The organism is Mesorhizobium sp. M2A.F.Ca.ET.043.02.1.1 (assembly GCF_003952405.1).
Classification (GTDB): Bacteria; Pseudomonadota; Alphaproteobacteria; order Rhizobiales; family Rhizobiaceae; genus Mesorhizobium.
Genome location: NZ_CP034445.1, coordinates 2380604 through 2396192 on the forward strand (window position 1 = coordinate 2380604; position 15589 = coordinate 2396192).

The following is a 15589-nucleotide window of genomic DNA, read 5'->3' on the forward strand; positions in this document are numbered from 1 at the left end:
AACTATCCTAGGTCGATCTGCAATATCTCCGGCCGCACGCCGAAACGGATCGGCGCAATGCTGAAGCCGAGACCGCCCGAGACAATCAGGTTGCGGTCGTTCTCGACGACATGGCCGTAGGCATAGCGATTGCCATAGGCCGAAGGCACGACCGGCGAATAGCCCAACAGCCGCACCTGTCCGCCATGCGTGTGTCCGGACAGCGTCAGCGAAACCCGCCAGGGCACCTTTGGAAAAATGTCCGGCTCATGCGCGAGCAGGATGATCGGATCCCTGTCGCCGACCTTGGCCAGCGTGCCGGGAAGATCGTCGAGGCCGGTAAGCCCCTCGCGGCCCTTTGCCCTGTCCGGCAAGAGCGCAATCTGGTCGGCCAGCCCGGCAATCCAGAAGCCTTTGCCGTCCTTTTCCAGGCGCACGGCGTCGTTCTCCAGCACCGGAATACCGACGGCCTCCAGCGCCTTACGGGAAATTGTCGGCCCTGCCCCAGCCGCCTGGGCCGAGCGATCCTCCCACCAGTCGTGATTGCCGAGGATCGAGAACACGCCGAGCGGCGCCTTCAGCGCGGAGAGCGCCGGCGCCCATTCGGATGCCTTCACCCAGCCGGTCACCATGCGGGTTCCGGCAGGGTAATCGCCAAGCATGACGATGACGTCCGGCTGCAGCGCATTGGCCTGCTCGGCAAGCCCTGCGATCCGCTCCGGCGTCATCCAGGGCCGGCAGGCATGGATGTCGGCGAGCGCCACGACGCGCAGCTTGAGGCCGACTGGCCAATGCGGCGGCGTCAGCGCGTAGCGCTTCACATGGGTGAGCAGCATCGGCTCTATGCCGACCGCGTAGGCGCCGAGCGACACCATGGCGAAGGCCGAGCCGCCGACAAGGCGCAGGAAACCGCGTCTGGTGATCATGGATCGGCCCGAGCCCCTTGGGATTTGTCAGGAAGCTGCCTTAGAGCCGGCAATTGCGCCCTCAGCTGGGCCAAGGCGCGCAGATTATGCGCAGATCGGCCCTTGCTTGGCCGAGCGGCGAACAAATCTGCGTTACTCTTCCTGGAACAGGCCGATCTGCTGCTGCGCGATATCCTTTGGCGGGTCGAGCCCCAGATGCCGCCAGGCATTGGCGGTCAGCACGCGCCCGCGCGGCGTGCGCTGGATGAAACCCTGCTGGATGAGATAGGGCTCGATGATGTCCTCGATCGCGTCGCGCGGCTCGGAGAGCCCGGCCGCGATCGTCTCGATGCCGACCGGCCCGCCGCCGAAATTGCGCGCGATCATCGACAGATAGCGGCGGTCGAGCGCGTCGAGGCCGAGCGCGTCGACTTCCAGCCTGGTCAACGCCTCGTCCGCGATCTTCCTGTCGACATGCGCGGCGCCCGCGACGCTGGCGAAGTCACGCACCCGGCGCAAGAGCCGGCCGGCGATGCGAGGCGTGCCGCGCGCGCGACGCGCGATCTCCACCGCCCCGTCGTCGCCGAGTGGCATCGAGAGTATCCGGGCGCCGCGGCGCACGATCTGCTCCAGCTCCTCGACCGTGTAGAAATTGAGCCGCACCGGAATGCCGAAGCGGTCGCGCAGTGGATTGGTCAAGAGCCCGAGCCGGGTTGTCGCCGCGACCAAGGTGAAGCGGGCAAGGTCGATCTTGACCGAGCGCGCCGCCGGCCCCTCGCCGATGATCAGGTCGAGCTGGAAATCCTCCATCGCCGGATAGAGGATTTCCTCGACCGCCGGATTGAGGCGGTGGATCTCGTCAATGAAGAGGACGTCGCGTTCCTCGAGATTGGTGAGCAGCGCGGCAAGGTCGCCGGCCTTGGCGATGACCGGGCCGGAGGTCGAGCGGAAATTGACGCCGAGCTCGCGCGCCATGATCTGCGCCAGCGTCGTCTTGCCGAGCCCCGGAGGGCCGACGAAAAGCACATGGTCGAGCGCCTCGCCGCGACCCTTGGCGGCGTCGACGAAGACCTTGAGATTGGCGCGCACCGCAGCCTGGCCGACGAACTCGTCGAGCGACTGCGGCCGCAGCGTCTGGTCGGCATCCTCGCCGCGCTTGTCGGGGGCAATGAGGCGGGGCGAAAGGCTCATGCCGCCTTCCTGGCATAGGACCGCTGGCGGGACAAGCGCTGCATCACCGCGCCAGTTCCTTGAGCCCGAAACGGATCAACTTCGAGGCATCCGCTCCGTCGCCGGCCGATTTCAGCGCCGCCGCGACCGCGTTTGCCGCTATGTCGCGCGAATAGCCGAGATTGACGAGCGCCGAGACCGCATCCGTGATCGGCGCGGCCGCGACGCCTTCGCCGAGTTCCTGCTTGAGGCCGATCGTGCCGGTCGCCGCGCCAGCATAGGCCGGCGCCTTGGTGCGCAATTCGGTGACGATGCGCTCGGCCACCTTCTTGCCCACGCCGGGCGCGCGGGAAACCATGGCGATGTCGCGCAGCGCGATGGCGTTGGCTAGGTCGGCCGGCGCCAGCGTCGACAGCACCGCCAACGCCACCTTGGCGCCGACGCCCTGCACATTGTTCATCAAAAGCCGGAACCACTCGCGCTCCAGCCCCGTCTGGAAGCCGTAGAGCCGGATCATGTCCTCGCGCACATAGGTCTCGATGAAAAGCACCACCGCCTCCCCGGGTGATGGCAGTGATGCCAGCGTGCGCGCCGAGCAATGGGCGACATAGCCGACGCCATGCACGTCGATGACGCAGCTATCTTCGTCGATCTCGTCCAGCGTGCCTTTCAGCTTGCCGATCATGATTTTCCCCTCACCCCGCAACCGCCATCCGATAGGCGACACTCGGGCGGTGATGCGCATGGCAGATGGCGATGGCAAGGGCGTCGGCGGCGTCGTCGGTGTCGAAGACCGCCTTCGGCATCAGCACCTTGACCATCATATGGATCTGCTTCTTCTCGCCATGGCCGACGCCGATCACCGCCTTCTTGACCGCATTGGGCGCGTATTCGGCGACCACCAGCCCGGCGCGCGCCGGCACCAGCATGGCGATGCCGCGCGCCTGGCCGAGCTTCAGCGTCGCCGTCGCATCCTTGTTGACGAAGGTCTGTTCGACCGCGGCCTCATGCGGCATGGCCTGATGCAGCACCTCGGCCAGCCCGTCATGCAATTGGCAGAGCCGCGTCGCGAGCGGCGCCTTGTCATCCGAGCGCACGGTGCCGGACGCGACGAAGCGCAGCGAATTGCCCACGCTGTCGACAATACCCCAACCGGTGCGCCTCAGGCCCGGATCGATGCCGATGATGCGAATCGCTTCCCCCATGCGCCAAGTTTAACCTCGGCGGCAAGCGATGCCAGCGAAATGTGAACAAACCGGAAACAGTCGCGATCCCAAGATCCCGCCTGACCGGTGTCGCAGGCCGTAAGGGGATTTGGCCGGTCGGCTCTGTTGGCGTTGGCAGGCGGAATGCGTTGGAGATTGGCCGAAACGCCCTTTGCGATCGTCATTCCAGGGCGGAGCAGGAGCGAAGCTCCGTCGCGAAGACCCTGGAATCCATGCCTTTACCTTCGCCAAGGCGTGCAACGGAGCAGAATTCTGCACCGTGGCGCCGCGTTCAAGTCACGGCATCGATTCTATGGTCTGCGCCGCGTCGCTTCGCTCCTTGCTCCGCCATAGAATGACGAGGTTGGGGCGGCTTCAACCAATCTCCAGCGTTTGCGCTGATTTCACGCAAATGAATGGAAAATCCTGCGCCAAGACAAACAGCAACCTTTCAAAATCCCTGTGTCGCGAACCTAGTTCGTCATGCGACGGATAGTTTTCGACAGCCGCGTCAGGACCGCCGGCCGGGACGACGCGACCAGCTTCCATGCCAGCACCGCATTGCCCATGCGCCGCGGCAGGATTCCGATGCTGAGGAACCAGGCCGCCAGGGCAGCCCGCCGCCGCCAGGATGCGTTCATTTCCAGGCTGGCCGCGGCGCCCGCTCTTGCCAGGCCCAGCCGGGAGTCGGTTTCAACCGGATGCTGGGGCTCGTCGACGCAGAGCGAAGCCAGCCGCTCTTCCAGGTGAACCGGATCGTGAAGACCGGCATCCGGCGGCATGGTCAAGCCGATCTCGGCCGCCCGGTCGGACAGGGCTTCGAGGCGCCGGAAGTCATGCTGCATGCGCCAGCGCGCCCGCTCGGCAAGCTTCTCGTCGAAGACCGAATGGTTGGAGCCGTGGATGCGGTAGGCGCCAAGGCAGGTGTCGATGGATTTCACTTCTCCGTGAAGCGGCGCCAGTGTCGCCAGATAGCCATCGGCGCCTTGCCGGAAATCGCTTTCAGGCATGGGCATTATCAGTTCCAGCGCCTCGCGGTCGAACGCCAGCCCGCTTGTCACCGTCGTACGGTAGCGCCCCTTGCGCAACAATTCCGACACGACGTCGCCTGAATCGAACGGCTGTTCGGGAGGGGGAAAGACATCCTTGATCTGCTGGTCCTCATCAACGAGATGCAGCCGGAATTGCGCCTGGGCGACATCCGCATCCCACTCGTCCAGGACCTCGGAGACGGCGTTCGGATAGAGATAATCGTCGGCGTCCAGGAAAAGGATGATCTCCCCGGTGCTCGCCTCGAATCCGGTGTTGAATGCTGCGCCATGCCCGCCATTCCTGCGCCTCAGGCACGGGCGGATCTTGTCGCCATAGGATTCGATGACGGCCACCGACGCATCGGTCGAAGCGTCGTCGACGACCACGACCTCGACATTTCGGTGGTCCTGCTCCAACGCGCTGTCGATGGCGCGCCCGAGAAACTGTTCGTAATTGTAGTTGGGGATGATGATCGATACCGGAATGCGGTCCAATGGCGAATGCACGGGATCAAGCCTCGCAATCTGCTTTGGTCACAGTGACGGTGATTTTCTTGCAAATCCGGCTCGGGTCGACCCGGCTGCGGCGAACGGCTCCAACTAGAGGCCTATCGCTTCCAGGCAAGGGTGATCTTTCTCGCGAAGGTCGGCACGGCCTTCAATGCGCCGAAGGCTGCTGCCGCAATATCGAAAAGTGGCTGGAGGCCAGAGGCGCTTGATTTGCGCCGATCACGGCTCGAAGGGGGAAGCCGCCGGCGCTATCTCAGCGTTTGTTGCAAACGCGGTGTCAGCCGCGCGCGAACGCCGTGTTCAAAAGGCTGATCTGGTCGGAAACCGGATTGGCCCGGCGACCGGGGGCGTGCGTCTCGGCCACGACACCGCCATAGATTTCCTCGTCCATGCGCCGCACCAGCGCCTGCAGGCGCAGCGAGCGCGTCACCAGATCGAGAAATTCCTTCGGCAACTCGTTCCAGCCAAGCGCCTCGTCATGCGCCGACGCGGTATCCAGCCGCACCTTGGATTTCTCCGAGGCCACCTGGTCGCGCGTCATCTCGCCGGAATTCGCCGCGCGCTGCAGCAGCAGCCAGGAGGCGACCTGCATCAGCCTGGTGGTCAGCCGCATCGATTCCGCCGCATAGAGGGTCGCGGCCGTGCGCGACAATTTCTTGGCCTCGAGCCTGCCCTTGCCATCGAGATATTCGGCGGCCTGCTCGACCAGCCCCATGCCTTCCTGGTAGAGCGGCTTGAAGGATTGGGAGAAAACCCGGCGCTCTGCCAGCTTGATGGTTTTCGCGCTGCCCTTCGAAGGCTCGTTCATCGATACGCCCCTGCACTGCCGCCAGCCGATTCGACTATCCTTGCCGACGTGGCCAGCACCCTTAAATGACCGAGGCTTGAAAATGCGCTTCGACGCCCATGAAGGCAAGCGCATGTTTAACAAACGGTTAACGCCGGCTGCTTTGGAGCCAGCCGCCTGCGGACAAAAAAAGAGCCGCGGATAAGGCGGCTCTCAGGAGTTTAACAGGGAGGCGTCAAACAAAGTGGCTCCAACCACTCGGTAAGAATCCAGCAAAACTGGATGCGCATAGTAAACGCCTGTAAAGCTTAACGAACCCTTAACGAGGCGGCGATTTTTTAAGCGAACGCGCTTCCCTGTGCCGGAACAGGACAGCGGCTCCGCCGCTGGGGATCGTCTAAAACCGGATTTTCGAATGCCGATCGTGGCCGCCTGTAACATGCCCGCCGCTGCCGCGGCATCGTTCCGAAACACGCGCCACGCAAAAGGCCGCTCCTCTGAAGCGGCGCGCAAATCCTCGCCGCTTGAAATCAGGCACGCTATCCGGGAGCAAACCATGGATTGGTATTCGATCGTCAAATTCCTTCACGTTGTTTCGGCCATCTTGTGGGTCGGCGGCGGCTTCGTGCTGTTCCTGCTCGGCGTGCTGGCCGAGCGCGCCGGCAACATCGAGGACAAGCTGCAGGCAATGCGCGCCAGCGGACAGCTCGGCGGCAGGTTCTTCGCGCCGATGTCGATGCTGACGCTGATCTTCGGCCTCGTCATGTGCGGTTTCTGGGTCGGCTTCACCGAACTGTGGATCGTCATCGGCCTCGTCGGCTATGCCACGACCTTCTCGATCGGCATGCTGATCTTCAAGCCGACCGGCGAGCGCATGGGCGCCATGGTCGCCGAGCAGGGTGTGACGCCCGCCGTCCTTGCCATCGGCCAGCGCATGATGAGATGGGCGCGCCTCGATTATGCGGTGATGCTGGTGATCATCGCCGACATGGTGCTGAAGCCCACTCTGCACGACATCGGCATTCTTGCCGGCATGGCAATGGTGATTGCGCTCGGCGCCGCCCTCGGCTTCGGCGGCAGCCGGCAGCTGGTGCCGAGCGCCGCCTGACATCAAGGCGACCGCCCGAGGCGCGTTGAGATTCAGGTCAGGCCGAGTCGGAGTCGAAGACGGGCGCGAAGCGACCAAACTGGGCGGTTTCCGAGAACCGGAGCGGAGCGTACTTAAAGTACGTGAGCACCGGAAGCGCAGGAAACCGCCATTTGCAGGCCGGCCTCACCTGAATATCTGCACGCCTCACATCAGGCCCGCAATGCCGTCCCAAAGCAGCTTGACGGCGGCCACCGCGACGGTGGCGTAGGTGAACGGATAGAAGATCTCCGGCCGCATGCGGCGCACCAGCCAGGCGCCGGCGATGGTAGACAGCGGCGCCAGCGGCATCAGCACCGCCGAGGCCGTGAGGTTGGCGGTGTCGAACTGGCCGAGCGCGAAATAGGGGATGAGCTTCAGCGCGTTTGTGGTGGCAAAGAAGATCGCGGCCGTTCCCGACAGCACTTTGGGATCAAGCCGGATCGGCAGCGCATAGACCTGGAAGGGCGGACCGCCGACATGGGCGACGAAGCTGGTGAAGCCGGCGACCGTGCCCCAGAAGGCGGCGGCGATGCGGTTCGGCTCGGCCGCATGATCGGCGCCATGGCGGAACTGCAGGTAGAGCCAGCGCAGCACGAACACCAGTGCGACGGCGCCGACGATCAGCCGCACCATCTCCTCGGTCACCAAGGCGGCGGTCAGCCAGCCGAGGCCGATGCCGATGACGGCGCCGGGCATCATGTCGACCAGCATCTTGCGGTCATAGACGCCCCACCACGTCCACACCGAAACGATATCCATCAGGCACAGGATCGGCAGCAGGATGGCCGCTGCCTGGACCGGCGGGATGGTCAGCGCCATCAACGGCACGCCGACGAAGCCGACGGCGCCGCCGAAGCCGCCTTTCGACAGGCCGACAAGGATCACCGCCGGGATGGCGGCGGCATAGAACCAGGGATCGCTGAGCAAGCCTGACATCGGCAAGAGAAGGTTGGAGGAGGCGGGGAACCAAGCCATAGCGCAGAACGGCGCCGCCGGGATAGTCATTAATGCCGGCATCCGCTATTGCCGCCCAATCAGCACGACCATCCGCCCCGCCAGGGTCCGCCGGTCGGTCGGCCCGCCATTTCGGAGAGTGGAAATGAACGCCATCAGCATTCGCCGTGCACGTGAAGCGGACGTTGCGGTCATCGTCGCAATGCTTGCCGACGATGCGCTGGGCCGGGCCCGTGAAGACGCAAGCCTGCCGCTGGCGCAACCCTATCTGGACGCCTTCGCGGCGATAGACGGCGATCCGAACCAGTTGCTCGCGGTGATGACCGATGGCAACGACGGTCATCGGCACGCTCCAGATCACCTTTCTCGCCGGCCTATCGCGGCGCGGCGAGGGGCTGGGACAGCGCCTGTTGGAATGGGCGATCGACAAATGCCGCGAGCGCGGCTGCCGGGTCGTGCAGCTGACGACGAACAAGAGCCGGACGGACGCGCACCGCTTCTATGAGCGGCTTGGCTTCAAAGCCAGCCATATCGGCTACAAGCTTGAACTCTAGAGCAATTCCAGGAGAGGTGTGAGCGGTTTTCCGTCCGGAATTGCGTAAAAACAAGAAGATAGCGCGTTTCGCCGTTTCCGTGAAACGGTGAAACACACTAGCGATTGGCCGCTGGCTGTCGGCAATTGCGGCCGCTGCCCTACATTTTGTCCGGTCCCGGGTCGCCACCGGCGGCGGTGATTGCGAGCCGATCCAGATAGTGCGTCCAGCCCTTCTCGTGGCTGTCGCAAATCTCTCGGTCGGCAAGGCCGCTATGGGTGAGCTTGACCCGCGTCCCGCCCGGCTCTTCGACCAGATCGATTTCGACGAGGCTCGAACCGGGTGGCGTCCGATCGTTGCCCTCCCAGCCGAAGCTGTAGGCAAGGCGGTGGACGGGTATGACCTCGGTGAATTGGCCGCGAGCCGTGGCTCTTCCTCCCAAATTCAGCAGATAGAGACCGCCAGGGTTGGGTTCCGCCGTTGCCTCCGTTCCCATCCAGCGCACAATCTTGTCCGGATCTGTCAGGAAGGCGAAGACTGTCGCCGGCGGCGCCGCGATCTGTACCTCGCGACGAACGATCAAGGGTTCAGCCATCGAAACCTCCCGGGTTTGCGCGCCAACACGGCTCGCCTGGCAGGTGGCGCCGGGCCAGCGCTTTCGATTCGAAGCCAAATCGCCCTGCCGTTCAACTAAAATCTCGTTGGCTCGATTCGCGCTGGTGACAGCGACGGAACGCCGAAGCATGATCATATCGATGCGGCTTTCTTCAACTTTCGCCTGGCTGGTCGACAGCGCCGGCGGCGCCGTCCAGCCGGATGATTTTCTGGCCACGCTCGGCGCGCGGCTGGTTGACGACGGGTTGCCGCTCGTCGGTGGAGCCCTGACGCTCGCCGCGCCGCATCCGATCATAACGCGCCGCGCCTGGCTGTGGCGGGCGGAGACAGGCGTCGTCATGGAGGCGCTGGGTTTTGGCGCCGGCATGATGCCTGGAACCGGAGAGGCAGATCTCGGACGCGAATGGCTGGCGGGACTGGGAACCGGTGTCGTGCACGATTACACGGTTGGTCCCAAGCGCGAGGATGCGCAATCGGGGAATCCAAAACTGAACTGGGCCGCGGCACGCCCTCTCGCGGAGCACGAATCGAAAACACTGGACCAGGTGGCGCGCTTCGCCGTGGCGCCGCTTGCCGCTCTCGCCGCCAGGTCGACGCTGTCGGCCCTGCTTGAGGCCTATCTTGGGCAACGCAGCGCGGCGCAGGTGTTGGCCGGCCGTTCGCGGCGCGAGGTTGGCGAGACAATCCGCGCGGTCCTGCTCTACAGCGATTTGCGCGACTTTACCGCCCTGTCGGAAGAGACGGACGCCGAGCAGGTCGTGGCGGCGCTCAACGCCAGCTTCGATCGCATCGCCGGCGCCGTTCACGCTTTTGGCGGCGAGGTGCTGAAATTCATCGGCGACGGCGTGCTGGCGATCTTTCCTGTCGGCGAGCGCTCGGTCTCAGAGGCTTGCGAGACGGCGTTGCGCGCGGTCGCAGCGGCGCGGGCGGGGATGGCGCAGCTCAATCAGGTTCGTGCCGGACAGGGCATGCCCGAGCTGCAATTCGGCATGGCGCTGCACATCGGCGACATGGTGTGGGGCAATGTCGGCACCGCCGACCGTCTGGATTTCACGGCAATCGGCCCGGCCGTGAACCTCGTCAGCAGGCTCGAAGGCCTGTGTCGGCCGCTTGGATGGAGCGTCCTGATCTCCGGTGCTGTCGCGGCGGAAACCTCGACGCCCTTGGTCCCGCTGGGCGAACACCAATTGCGTGGAATTGTCAGACCGTGCGCCGTCTTCAGCCTGCCGGACGGGTGATCCCTGGAGCGGTTCGGCGTTTCCGCGAACCGGCTCTGTAAACGACGGAGCGCGGCGATCCGGCGGCGTCCCCGCGCACGACGATCCTGCTTCGCCCTCCTGTTCAAGCTGGCCGCTTTGCTCTATGCCGCAATGCAACCATCTTCGCCCGGCATAGGCGAAACCGGGATCGAAGGCCAATGAACGATTTAACCCCGCCCAATCGCTGCCGCATCGTGCTGATCGCGCCGCCGCTCGTGCCGGCCGAGCATATCTGCGCGGCCTTCGAGGGCGGCGACGTCGCTTCGCTTATCCTGCCCGACAACGGCATGGACGATGCTTCCTTCCAGGCCTTTGCCGAACGGATCGTGCCGATCGCTCAAGGCGCCGGCATCGCCGTCATCATCGCCGGCGACAGCCGCATCGCCGGGCGCGTCCAGGCCGACGGCATCCATGTCGAGGCAAAGCCGCGGGAGCTCGCCGAGACGATCGAGCGACTGGCCGGCAAGATGATGGTCGGCGCCGGCGGCGCCAAGACGCGCGACGAGGCGCTGGAGCTCGGCGAGGAACGGCCCGACTACATGTTCTTCGGCCGCTTCGGCTACGACAACAAGCCGGAGCCGCATCACCGCAACCTCGCCCTCGGCGAATGGTGGGCTGAGATGATCTCGATTCCCTGCATCGTCATGGGCGGCTCCGAGCTTGCTTCCGTCGAGGCGGTGGCCGCGACCGGCGCCGAATTCGTGGCGCTGTCCAGCGCCGTTTTCGCCGATGGGCGCGATCCCGCGGCGGCGATCGCCGCCGCCAACGCGCTGCTCGATGAAACCGCGCCGCGTTTCGAGGACTGACATGCGCTTGCGTGTGCTTCCTCTGGCCGTCCTGGCCGGCTTGCTGGTTCCGGCTTGCTGGCTGGGCGAAACGGCGAGCGCGACCGAGACCGTGCCTCTGCCCCAGCCCCGGCCGGAGACGAGTGCGCCGGACAAGGGCGCGCCAGACGCAGCCAAGCCGGATGCAGGCTCGCTGGCCACGGGCACGCCGGATAAGGGCAAGCCGGACACAGCCACGCCGGACACCGCGCCGGATGCGAGCCGGTTCGGCGGCGATCCGCATATCGACAAGCCGATCCAGAACACCTTGCCGCAGCCGGCCACCATGACTCCGCCATCGGCCGACACCGTCAATCCCGACCGTTTCGGCGCCAAGCAGCCGGACGCCGCCTATGGCGCCTTCCAGCGCGGCCTCTACAAGACCGCATACAATCTCGCCATGGAGCGCGCCAAGAACGGCGATCCGGCCGCCGAGACGCTGGTGGCCGAAATCCTGTCGCGCGGGCTGGGCGTGCCGCTCAATCCCGCCGAGGCCGCAAAATGGTATGGGCTGGCCGCGGAACAGGGCGTGCCGGAGGCGCAGTTCCAATATGCGCTGATGCTGCTCGACGGCCGCTATGTGAAGAAGGACGAAAAGGGCGCCTTCGCGCTGATGCAGGCCTCGGCCGAGGCCGGCAACCGGCTTGCGCAGTTCAACTTCGCGCAGTTGCTTGTCCAGCAGGATCCCGGCGATGACGGGCTTGTGAAAGCCGCCGTCTACTACGAGCGCGCGGCCGCCACCGGCCTTGCCGACGCGCAATACGCGATGGCGCAACTCTATGCCAACGGCGCCGGCGGCAAGCCGCATGACGACGCCCAGGCGCGTATCCTCCTGACGCAAGCCGCGCGCCAAAACTACGACACGGCGCAGATCGACCTCGCCGCCTGGATGATCGAGGGGCGCGGTGGCGAGCGCGACCTGAAATCGGGCTTTGCCTGGATAAGACGGGCGGCGCAAGGCGGCAATGTCGCCGCCCAGAACCGCCTCGCCAAGCTCTATATGGGCGGCATCGGCACCGACCCGGACCTGATCCTCGCCGGCGCCTGGTATATCGTCGCTCGTCGCGCCGGACTGATCGACCCGCAGATGGACGATTTCCTGCAGGGCCTCGACGACGACCAGACCAAGCAGGCGCTGCAAAAGGCAAATCGCCTGCCTTGAGGCGCGTCGCCGCGGCAACCGCTCGGGTTCCCTCCCTTGCCTACCTTGGCAATTTGTGGTCTTGGAGGCGCCAAAGCGCGACCCGCGCCAGAAAATCTCATTCCGGATCAGTTCATCATGGCCAAGATCAGTGGCAGCGAAATCCGTCCCGGCTATGTCATCGAGCACGATGGCGGGCTGTGGGTGGCGGTCAAGACCAACACCGTCAAGCCCGGCAAGGGCGGCGCCTACAACCAGGTCGAGCTGAAGAACCTGATCAACGGCACCAAGCTCAACGAGCGCTTCCGCTCGGCCGAGACCGTCGAGCAGATAAGGCTCGACCTCAAGGATTTCTCGTTCCTCTACGAGCAGGGCGATGCGCTGGTGTTCATGGACACTGAAAGCTACGAGCAGCTCGAGCTGGCGAAGGACTTCGTCGGCGAGCGCGCCGCCTTCCTGCAGGACGGCATGATGGTGACGGTGCAGCTCTACGAGGAGCGGCCGATCGGCATCTCGCTGCCCGACCAGGTGACGCTGACCGTCACCGAGGCCGATCCGGTGGTGCGCGGCCAGACGGCCGCCTCCTCCTACAAGCCGGCGGTGCTGGAAAACGGCATCCGCGTTCTGGTGCCGCCCTTCATCTCGGCCGGCGAGCGCATCATCGTCGACACCAACGAAATCACCTATATGCGCCGCGCCGATTGAGCGCCGGCCGGTAGGAAGAAAAAGCCAGGAAGAAAAAATGGCGCGTTCCGCTCTCCTCAACGTCATGGTGCAGGCCGCGATGAAGGCCGGCCGCTCGCTGTCGCGCGACTTCGGCGAGGTGCAGAACCTGCAGGTCTCGATGAAGGGACCGGGCGACTATGTCAGCCAGGCCGACCGCAAGGCCGAAGAGATCGTCTACGCCGAGCTGTCGAAGGCGCGGCCGGGCTATGCCTTCCTGATGGAGGAGCGCGGCGCCGTGGAGGGCGAGGACGCCCAGCACCGCTGGATCGTCGATCCGCTCGACGGCACCACCAACTTCCTGCACGGCATCCCGCTCTTCTCGGTGTCGATCGCGCTCGAGCGCCAGGGCCAGGTCGTCGCCGGCGTCGTCTACAATCCGGCCATGGACGAGCTCTACACGGCCGAGCGCGGCGGCGGCGCCTTCATGAACGACCGCCGGCTGCGCGTTGCCGGCCGCTCCAAGCTCACCGACGCGGTGATCGGCTGCGGCGTGCCGCATCTCGGCCGCGGCCAGCACGGCAACTTCCTGATCGAGCTGCGCAACGTCATGGCCGAAGTCTCGGGTGTTCGCCGCCTCGGTTCCGCGGCGCTCGACCTTGCCTATGTCGCGGCCGGACGCATGGACGGCTTCTGGGAAACCGGCCTGTCGTCCTGGGATATCGCCGCCGGCATCCTTCTGGTGCGCGAAGCCGGCGGCTTCGTCTCCGACATGGATGGCGCGCAGGACATGCTGGACAATGGCGAGGTCGTCGCCGGCAACGAGCTCATCCAGCGCGCGCTGCTCAAGACCGTGAAGAAGCCGTTGGCGCCTCGCTGAGCGCGGCGTCGCGGTCAGCGCCCTACCGCGAAAGTCGGAATCGATTTTCGCAAGGGATCATGCGCAAATCAACGCGCCACAGCGCTCTTTGCGCGTCGAAAGGACGCGCGGCGCCGCAGTCGCAAAACCGCAACCGAAGCTTGAAATACTGGTCCGCGACTGCCCAGATTAGGGTTGCAGGATCATGTGATGAGCGACGCGCGACCAGATACGCAGCTTGAGATCCCCTTCGTGGGACGCTGGCATTATTCGCGCGCCGAAATGATCGCCGACGGCATCGTCCACGCGGTGGGCATCGTGCTGGCGATCGCGGCGGGCTCCGCCTTCCTGGCGCTCGCGGCTTTCCATGCCGGCCCCGGCGAGTATGCCGCCGCTGTGTTCTATGTCGTCTCGCTGCTCACCGTGCTGTCGGTGTCGCTGGCCTACAATCTGTGGCCGGTATCCTGGCCGGCGAAATGGATCCTGCGCCGCTTCGACCACGCCGCGATCTATCTCCTGATCGCCGCCACCTACACGCCCTTCCTAGCCCAACTCGACAACTCGCCGCTGGCATTGCCCATGATCGTCGTCGTGTGGGGTGCCGCGCTGGCCGGCATCGCCATCAAGATGTTCCTGCCCGGCCGCTACGACCGGCTGGCCATCCTCTTCTACCTCGCCATCGGCTGGAGCGGCGTGGTGCTCGCCGGACCGCTGATCGAGACGCTGCCGCCGACCTCGGTCGCGCTGCTCGTCGCCGGCGGCATCGTCTATTCCCTGGGCGTCGTCTTCTTCGCCTGGAAAGGCCTGCGCTTCCACAATGCCGTCTGGCACGGCTTCGTCGTCACCGGCGCCGGGCTGCATCTGGCCGCCATGGTCGACTGCCTGGTCGTCAACCGGTTCTAATCCATGACATAGGCCATATTGCCAAGCACCATTCAATTTGGTCACAATTCCGTTTAGAGTCGCGGCAATTCTGCGGCGGGTGGCATCGGAAACGGGGCACGGATGGCTTTTCTCAGATCCTTCGGCAGGCGATCGGACGTCCTTGTCTACGATCCGCACAAGCTGTCGAGCCCGCAGGTCTTCCTGCTCACCATGGTGATCTTCCTGATCATCGTCGCTTTCATCGCCGCCATCCTCACCCGCCAGATCTCCACCGCCTTCTCCAGCAATCCGGGCCTCAACGGGCTGATCGTCGGCGTGCTGGCGGTCGGCATCCTGCTTGCCTTCGTCCAGGTCGGGCGGCTGTTCCGCGAGGTGCGCTGGGTCAATTCCTTCCGCGCCGGCTCCGAAACCACCGAGCCGGTGCTGTTGGCGCCAATGAAGGCGATGATCGGCCGCTCGTCGACGATCGCCTTCTCGACCTCGTCGATGCGCACGATGCTGGATTCCATCGCAACCCGCCTCGACGAGAGCCGCGACACCTCACGCTACCTGGTCGGCCTGCTTGTGTTCCTCGGCCTGCTCGGCACCTTCTGGGGCCTGCTCAACACCATCGCCTCGATCCGCGAGACGATCGAAGCGCTGGATCCCGGCACCGGCGATGCCGCCGCCGTGCTTGATGCGCTGAAGCAGGGTCTGTCGGCGCCGCTCGCCGGCATGGGCACCGCCTTTTCGTCCTCGCTGTTCGGCCTTTCCGGCTCGCTTGTGCTCGGCTTCCTCGACCTGCAGGCCGGCCGCGCCCAGACCCGTTTCTACACCGAGCTTGAGAACTGGCTGTCCTCGGTCACCGACCTGTCGTCCGACATCGTCGTCTCCGACACCGCCAAGACCGAATCCTCCGAGGACATCCGCCTACTGTCGGAGCGGTTGCGCAGCCTGCAGGAGAATGGCGGCGGCTCCAATCCGCGCGTCGCCACCGCCATGGCCAACCTCGCCGACGGCATCTCGGGGCTGGTGAAGAACATGCGCTCCGAGCAGCAGATCATGCGCGACTGGGTCGAGGCCCAGTCGGACGAGCAGAAGGCCATGCGCAACACGCTGGAGAAGATCGCCGACGCGCTGAAGAAGCAAGGGGTCCACTGA

General features: G+C 65.1%; 16 protein-coding genes and 1 pseudogene. 9 read left to right on the forward strand and 8 right to left on the reverse strand.

What is annotated here, in order from left to right; all coding sequences use genetic code 11:
- Positions 1 to 2 precede the first annotated feature (2 nt).
- The 6 genes from EJ068_RS11330 to EJ068_RS11355 all read right to left on the reverse strand — a co-directional run bounded on the left by EJ068_RS11330 (position 3) and on the right by EJ068_RS11355 (position 5608).
- Positions 3 to 905 carry a metallophosphoesterase gene (locus EJ068_RS11330; protein ID WP_127249603.1) on the reverse strand — a complete coding sequence of 301 codons (903 nt, stop codon included), beginning with the start codon at positions 903 to 905 and terminating at the stop codon, positions 3 to 5.
- Between the two features lie 132 nt (positions 906 to 1037).
- Complete coding sequence (gene ruvB, locus EJ068_RS11335; RefSeq protein ID WP_127249604.1) at positions 1038 to 2075, reverse strand: Holliday junction branch migration DNA helicase RuvB; 1038 nt, start codon at positions 2073 to 2075, stop codon at positions 1038 to 1040.
- 43 nt (positions 2076 to 2118) lie between these two features.
- Entirely contained in the window at positions 2119 to 2739 is a 621-nt protein-coding gene (ruvA, locus tag EJ068_RS11340) for a Holliday junction branch migration protein RuvA (protein ID WP_127249605.1), read from the reverse strand.
- Positions 2740 to 2749: 10 nt separating this feature from the next.
- Positions 2750 to 3259, reverse strand: coding sequence for a crossover junction endodeoxyribonuclease RuvC (gene ruvC, locus EJ068_RS11345; protein ID WP_071031435.1), 510 nt, complete (start codon positions 3257 to 3259; stop codon positions 2750 to 2752).
- 473 nt (positions 3260 to 3732) lie between these two features.
- Positions 3733 to 4797, reverse strand: a complete 1065-nt coding sequence (locus EJ068_RS11350; protein ID WP_127249606.1) for a glycosyltransferase family 2 protein — start codon at positions 4795 to 4797, stop codon at positions 3733 to 3735.
- Positions 4798 to 5077: 280 nt separating this feature from the next.
- Positions 5078 to 5608: a DUF1465 family protein gene (locus EJ068_RS11355; protein ID WP_127249607.1), complete on the reverse strand. Its 531-nt coding sequence runs from the start codon at positions 5606 to 5608 to the stop codon at positions 5078 to 5080.
- Positions 5609 to 6143: 535 nt separating this feature from the next.
- Between EJ068_RS11355 and EJ068_RS11360 the strand changes: the two genes are divergently transcribed.
- Positions 6144 to 6695 (forward strand): DUF2269 family protein, encoded by a 552-nt coding sequence (locus tag EJ068_RS11360; protein ID WP_127249608.1) that lies wholly within the window; start codon positions 6144 to 6146, stop codon positions 6693 to 6695.
- 186 nt (positions 6696 to 6881) lie between these two features.
- Here EJ068_RS11360 and EJ068_RS11365 read toward each other — a convergent pair whose 3' ends face one another.
- Positions 6882 to 7652, reverse strand: coding sequence for a sulfite exporter TauE/SafE family protein (locus tag EJ068_RS11365; RefSeq protein ID WP_127249649.1), 771 nt, complete (start codon positions 7650 to 7652; stop codon positions 6882 to 6884).
- Between the two features lie 163 nt (positions 7653 to 7815).
- Here EJ068_RS11365 and EJ068_RS11370 point away from each other — a divergent pair.
- Positions 7816 to 8224 (forward strand): annotated as a pseudogene (locus tag EJ068_RS11370) (GNAT family N-acetyltransferase).
- 139 nt (positions 8225 to 8363) lie between these two features.
- On the opposite strand, the gene EJ068_RS11375 reads toward EJ068_RS11370, so the two are convergent.
- A complete protein-coding gene (locus EJ068_RS11375; protein WP_126083675.1) occupies positions 8364 to 8798 on the reverse strand; it encodes an SRPBCC domain-containing protein in 435 nt (144 codons plus the stop codon).
- 160 nt (positions 8799 to 8958) lie between these two features.
- On the opposite strand from EJ068_RS11375, the gene EJ068_RS11380 reads away from it, so the two are divergent.
- The 7 genes from EJ068_RS11380 to EJ068_RS11410 all read left to right on the forward strand — a co-directional run bounded on the left by EJ068_RS11380 (position 8959) and on the right by EJ068_RS11410 (position 15589).
- On the forward strand, positions 8959 to 10056 hold the full coding sequence (locus tag EJ068_RS11380; protein WP_127249650.1) for an adenylate/guanylate cyclase domain-containing protein: 1098 nt from the start codon (positions 8959 to 8961) through the stop codon (positions 10054 to 10056).
- A 179-nt stretch (positions 10057 to 10235) separates the two neighbouring features.
- Positions 10236 to 10883 carry a thiamine phosphate synthase gene (locus EJ068_RS11385; protein WP_127249609.1) on the forward strand — a complete coding sequence of 216 codons (648 nt, stop codon included), beginning with the start codon at positions 10236 to 10238 and terminating at the stop codon, positions 10881 to 10883.
- A 1-nt stretch (position 10884) separates the two neighbouring features.
- A complete protein-coding gene (locus EJ068_RS11390) occupies positions 10885 to 12063 on the forward strand; it encodes a tetratricopeptide repeat protein (protein WP_245463401.1) in 1179 nt (392 codons plus the stop codon).
- Between the two features lie 117 nt (positions 12064 to 12180).
- Entirely contained in the window at positions 12181 to 12747 is a 567-nt protein-coding gene (gene efp / locus EJ068_RS11395) for an elongation factor P (protein ID WP_126080741.1), read from the forward strand.
- Between the two features lie 37 nt (positions 12748 to 12784).
- Positions 12785 to 13585, forward strand: a complete 801-nt coding sequence (locus EJ068_RS11400; RefSeq protein WP_126080740.1) for an inositol monophosphatase family protein — start codon at positions 12785 to 12787, stop codon at positions 13583 to 13585.
- A gap of 189 nt (positions 13586 to 13774) precedes the next feature.
- Positions 13775 to 14467: a hemolysin III family protein gene (locus EJ068_RS11405; protein ID WP_127249610.1), complete on the forward strand. Its 693-nt coding sequence runs from the start codon at positions 13775 to 13777 to the stop codon at positions 14465 to 14467.
- 102 nt (positions 14468 to 14569) lie between these two features.
- On the forward strand, positions 14570 to 15589 hold the full coding sequence (locus EJ068_RS11410; RefSeq protein ID WP_126080738.1) for a MotA/TolQ/ExbB proton channel family protein: 1020 nt from the start codon (positions 14570 to 14572) through the stop codon (positions 15587 to 15589).

Excerpts from the sequence above, each read along its gene's own strand:
- EJ068_RS11330 (WP_127249603.1), bottom strand. The coding sequence starts at position 905 with ATGATCACCAGACGCGGTTTCCTGCGCCTTGTCGGCGGCTCGGCCTTC.
- ruvB (WP_127249604.1), bottom strand. The coding sequence starts at position 2,075 with ATGAGCCTTTCGCCCCGCCTCATTGCCCCCGACAAGCGCGGCGAGGAT.
- ruvA (WP_127249605.1), bottom strand. The coding sequence starts at position 2,739 with ATGATCGGCAAGCTGAAAGGCACGCTGGACGAGATCGACGAAGATAGC.
- ruvC (WP_071031435.1), bottom strand. The coding sequence starts at position 3,259 with ATGGGGGAAGCGATTCGCATCATCGGCATCGATCCGGGCCTGAGGCGC.
- EJ068_RS11355 (WP_127249607.1), bottom strand. The coding sequence starts at position 5,608 with ATGAACGAGCCTTCGAAGGGCAGCGCGAAAACCATCAAGCTGGCAGAG.
- EJ068_RS11360 (WP_127249608.1), top strand. The coding sequence starts at position 6,144 with ATGGATTGGTATTCGATCGTCAAATTCCTTCACGTTGTTTCGGCCATC.
- EJ068_RS11365 (WP_127249649.1), bottom strand. The coding sequence starts at position 7,652 with ATGTCAGGCTTGCTCAGCGATCCCTGGTTCTATGCCGCCGCCATCCCG.
- EJ068_RS11375 (WP_126083675.1), bottom strand. The coding sequence starts at position 8,798 with ATGGCTGAACCCTTGATCGTTCGTCGCGAGGTACAGATCGCGGCGCCG.
- EJ068_RS11380 (WP_127249650.1), top strand. The coding sequence starts at position 8,959 with ATGCGGCTTTCTTCAACTTTCGCCTGGCTGGTCGACAGCGCCGGCGGC.
- EJ068_RS11385 (WP_127249609.1), top strand. The coding sequence starts at position 10,236 with ATGAACGATTTAACCCCGCCCAATCGCTGCCGCATCGTGCTGATCGCG.
- EJ068_RS11390 (WP_245463401.1), top strand. The coding sequence starts at position 10,885 with ATGCGCTTGCGTGTGCTTCCTCTGGCCGTCCTGGCCGGCTTGCTGGTT.
- efp (WP_126080741.1), top strand. The coding sequence starts at position 12,181 with ATGGCCAAGATCAGTGGCAGCGAAATCCGTCCCGGCTATGTCATCGAG.
- EJ068_RS11400 (WP_126080740.1), top strand. The coding sequence starts at position 12,785 with ATGGCGCGTTCCGCTCTCCTCAACGTCATGGTGCAGGCCGCGATGAAG.
- EJ068_RS11405 (WP_127249610.1), top strand. The coding sequence starts at position 13,775 with ATGAGCGACGCGCGACCAGATACGCAGCTTGAGATCCCCTTCGTGGGA.
- EJ068_RS11410 (WP_126080738.1), top strand. The coding sequence starts at position 14,570 with ATGGCTTTTCTCAGATCCTTCGGCAGGCGATCGGACGTCCTTGTCTAC.